This window comes from Streptomyces sp. (assembly GCF_031178505.1).
Taxonomy (GTDB): Bacteria; Actinomycetota; Actinomycetes; order Streptomycetales; family Streptomycetaceae; genus Streptomyces; species Streptomyces gulbargensis.
Window position 1 is genome coordinate 1 of the sequence record NZ_JAPSIW010000648.1, and the last position, 4,062, is coordinate 4,062.

Consider the following 4,062-nt stretch of genomic DNA (forward strand, 5'->3'; position numbering starts at 1 on the left):
GCGACCGACGACAACGCTGGGGGCACCTCCCGTGCCCGAAGGGCCACGGGGGAGAGGCGCGGTGCCAGGCGCCGCGAGCCCGGCAAGATCCGAAAGACACGGCCTAGGCGCCCGGCCGCGGCAGCTCGTACTCCAGCTCGTGGGCGACCTCGGAACCCGGCAGCGCGACCGGCACACCGTCCGTCTCGAAACCGAGCCGCCGGTAGACCGCCCGGGCCCGCTCGTTGTCCACGTGCGCGTAGAGCCGCACGCGCTCGATCCGCGGGTCCGTCAGGGACCACGACCATGCGGCCGCCGCCGCGAACAGCGCGTCGATCACGCCCGCGCCGCGCGCCTCGTCCCGTACGTACACGCCCACGACATGCGTCTGGTCGGTCTTCGGCACGTCCCCGAAATAGGTCTCCGTGCCGGCCCGCTCCAGCAGCACCGTCGCCGTGCCGACCCACCGGCCGTCCGCCGCCTCGGCCACGAACTGACGTACCGCGCCCGGCCCGTCCTCGGCCCCGTTCGCCGTCCGCTCCTTCCAGAAGCTCTCGGGGCGCGCCAGGCCCTCCTCGTACGTCTCCAGGAAGGCCAGGTGCGCCACGGGATCCCGCAGGGCGGCCAGCCGCAGCTCCCGCACCTTCTCCCACTCGTCGGCGCGGACGACTCGAATCGCATAGTCCATGGCCTGATCCTCACGGTCCCTCCCCCCACCGCACAAACGTTTTGTCGTACCCCGGTACTACGCCCGACGCCCGGCTCCCGCCCCCGGACGGACGTCCGGTGCCCGCCCGGTCCCTAGCGTCGGAGACATGATCCGCGCAGAGAACCTCACCAAGCGCTACGGGAACAGGACCGTCGTCCAGGACCTCGGCTTCACCGTCCGGCCCGGCACCGTCACCGGCTTCCTCGGCCCCAACGGCGCCGGCAAGTCCACCACCCTCCGCATGATCCTCGGACTCGACGCCCCCACCCGTGGCCGCGCCACCGTCGCCGGCCGCCCCTACGCGGCCCACCCGGCCCCGCTCACCCAGGTCGGCGCCCTCCTCGAAGCCCGCTCCGTGCACCCGGGCCGCACCGCCCGCCACCACCTGACGGCGCTCGCCCACACCCACGGAATCCCCCGCTCCCGCGTCGACCGCGTCCTCTCCCTCGCCGGCCTCACCGAGGTCGCCGACCGCCGCGTCAAGGGCTTCTCCCTCGGCATGGGCCAGCGCCTCGGCATCGCCGCCGCCCTGCTCGGCGACCCTGCGGCCGTGATCCTCGACGAGCCGGTCAACGGCCTGGACCCGGAGGGCGTCCTGTGGATCCGTACGCTCCTCAAGTCCCTCGCCGCCGAAGGCCGTACCGTCCTCGTCTCCTCCCACCTGATGAGCGAGACGGCCCTCACCGCCGACCACCTGATCGTCATCGGCAGGGGCCGGCTCCTCGCGGACACCACCGTCGAGGAACTCGTACGGTCGGCGGGCGGCGCCACCGTGAAGGTCGTCACCCCGGAGCCCGGCCGCCTGCGTTCCCTCCTCCCCTCGGCCCGGTTCACCGAGGAGACGCCCGGCACCCTCCTCGTCAGCGGCCCCGGCGCGCCCGAGATCGGCCGCGCCGCCGCCGGGCACGGCGTCCCCCTCCACCAACTCACCCCGCAGCCGCCCTCCCTGGAGCAGGCGTTCCTGGACCTCACCCGCGACTCCGTCGAATACCAGGCCGAGCAGCCGACCGAACACCAGGGAGCAGCAGCGTGATCACCCCCGTCCGCGTCGTCCGTTCCGAGTGGCACAAGCTGTGGACGGTCCGATCCACCTGGGTCACCGTCCTCACCGCCGTCGCCCTCCTCCTCGGCGTCGGCGTCCTCATGGGCGCCACCTACACCTCGGACGGCGGCGACTCCGACGTCGACACCGTCGTCCTCACCCTGTACGGCTCGCAGCTCGGCGCGGTCTCCCTCGCCGTCCTCGGCATCCTGGTCACGGCGGGCGAGTACGCCCACGGCCTCATCAGAGCCTCGCTCACCGCCGTCCCGCGCCGCCTCCCCGTCCTGTGGGCGAAGGCGGCGGTGTACACGGTGACGGTCCTCCCGCTCTCCCTCGTCACCGCCGTGGTCACCTTCCTCACCGCGCAGGTCTTCCTCCACGACACCGACCAGGCCGCCTCCCTCACCGACGACGGCGTCCTGCGCGCCCTCGCGGGCAACGCGGCCGGTGTGACCCTCCTCGGTGTGATCGCCCTCGGCCTGGGCGCGGCGCTCCGCTCGGTTCCGGGCGCGCTCGGCGCGTTCGTCGGCGGGGTGCTGCTCCTGCCGGAGGTCCTCGGCATGCTCCCGTACGCGGCGGTGGACACGGCCCTGCGGTACTTCCCCACGCAGGCGGCCGGTGTCCTCGGCTCGGCGACGCCGCTCCCGGACGCCCCGTCACCGGGCGCCGCGCTGCTGGCTCTGACGCTGTGGGCGGCGGCGGCCCTGGCCGTACCGGCCTTCTTGCTCCCCCGCCGGGACGTGTGAGGAGGATGGAGGCATGATCAGCGGCACGCCGGAGACGACGAGCGACGCCACGGGCCTGAGCGGGTACGTCCAGCGGGCGCTGTCCCGGGTGCGGGCGTTCGACGCCCGGCGGCCCTGGGTGTGGGACGCCGCCGTGACCCTCTTCTGGACCGTCGCCGCGCTCGTGGACGCGGCCGGCGGCTGGCGGACGATCGCCCGCGATCCGTCGGTCCCGGTCTGGCTGGTCGTCACGACGAGCCTCGCGCTCGCCCTGCCCCTGTACGGGCGGCGGCGCCGGCCGATGGCGGTGCTGGCGGTGATGGCCTGCGCGGCCCTGGCCAGCGACGGCTCGGGCGCCTTCCTCCAGGCCGGCTACCTCCAGATGATCCCGGTGTTCCACCTGGCGCTCGCCCGCCCGCCGCGCGCTCTCCTGTGGTCGGTGGCGCTGTTCCTGCCGCCGCTGGTGGTCGGCGCCGTCCGTTTCCCCTCCGGAACGTGGGACCAGCGGGTCGTGCCGGTGGTGTGGGCCTACGCCCTGGTGGCCCTCCTCGGCATCGCGGTCCGCGCGCGACGCGACCACACGGCGGCCCTCGTGGAGCGCGCCCGCCGCCTGGAGGTGGAGCGGGACCAGGAGGTCCGGCTGGCGGCGGCGGCCGAACGGGCCCGGATCGCCCGCGAGATGCACGACATCATCGGCCACAACCTGTCCGTCATCACGGGTCTGGCGGACGGCGGCCGGTACGCGGCGGCCAGGAACCCGGAGCGTGCCGCCGAGGCCCTGGACGCGATCGGCACGACGAGCCGCCAGGCGCTGACGGAGCTCCGCCGCCTCCTCGGGGTCCTGCGGACCGACGACGAGACGGCGGCCCGCGACCCGCAGCCGACCCTGGCCGATCTGGACGGTCTCCTGGCAGGGGTTCGCGACGCCGGTCTGCCCGTACGTCTCGAACTCGCCCCGCCGGGCGAACCGGCGCCGCCGGAGCTCTCCCCGGGCGTTCAGCTGACCCTCTACCGGGTGGTCCAGGAAGCCCTGACGAACACCCTGAAGCACGCGGGCCCCGGCGCCCGGGCCTCGGTCCTCCTCGCGCACGGCCCTCAGGAGGTACGGGTGGAGGTCACCGACACCGGTGGCCGCCGCGAGCCCGGGGCGGGGGCCACGGGCACGGGCCAGGGCCTGACGGGAATGCGGGAGCGCGCGGCCCTCTACCACGGCACACTCGACTGCGGCCCGCTGCCGGACGGCGGCTGGCGGGTTCTGCTCCGTATCCCCCGGGAGGACACCCCCTCGTGACGACCGTTCTGATCGCGGACGACCAGCCGATGCAGCGCTTCGGCTTCCGCATGCTGCTGGAGAGCCAGGAGGACCTGACGGTCGTCGGCGAGGCCGCGAACGGCACGGAGGCGGTCCGCCTCACCGACCGGCACCGCCCCGACGTGGTCCTGATGGACATCCGCATGCCGGGCCTGGACGGCATCGAGGCCACCCGCCGCATCGTCGCCACCGGCGCCCGCACGCGGGTCCTGATCGTCACCACCTTCGATCTGGACGCGTACGCGTACGACGGTCTGCGCGCGGGCGCGAGCGGCTTCCTGGTGAAGGACGCCCA

General features: G+C 74.4%; 5 protein-coding genes. 4 read left to right on the plus strand and 1 reads right to left on the minus strand.

Features of this window, described 5'->3' with window-relative positions; all coding sequences use genetic code 11:
- Positions 1–103 precede the first annotated feature (103 nt).
- Positions 104–667: a GNAT family N-acetyltransferase gene (locus RIF68_RS29745; RefSeq protein ID WP_309054380.1), complete on the minus strand. Its 564-nt coding sequence runs from the start codon at positions 665–667 to the stop codon at positions 104–106.
- Between the two features lie 127 nt (positions 668–794).
- Between RIF68_RS29745 and RIF68_RS29750 the strand changes: the two genes are divergently transcribed.
- The 4 genes from RIF68_RS29750 to RIF68_RS29765 all read left to right on the plus strand — a co-directional run.
- Entirely contained in the window at positions 795–1,721 is a 927-nt protein-coding gene (locus RIF68_RS29750; protein ID WP_309054381.1) for an ATP-binding cassette domain-containing protein, read from the plus strand.
- Complete coding sequence (locus tag RIF68_RS29755; protein WP_309054382.1) at positions 1,718–2,476, plus strand: ABC transporter permease; 759 nt, start codon at positions 1,718–1,720, stop codon at positions 2,474–2,476. Before RIF68_RS29750 ends, RIF68_RS29755 begins: the two co-directional genes overlap by 4 nt.
- A gap of 13 nt (positions 2,477–2,489) precedes the next feature.
- Positions 2,490–3,746 (plus strand): histidine kinase, encoded by a 1,257-nt coding sequence (locus tag RIF68_RS29760; RefSeq protein WP_309054383.1) that lies wholly within the window; start codon positions 2,490–2,492, stop codon positions 3,744–3,746.
- Positions 3,743–4,062: response regulator transcription factor (locus tag RIF68_RS29765; RefSeq protein ID WP_309054384.1), on the plus strand; the 320-nt coding region annotated here is incomplete at its 3' end. The genes RIF68_RS29760 and RIF68_RS29765, both read left to right, overlap by 4 nt.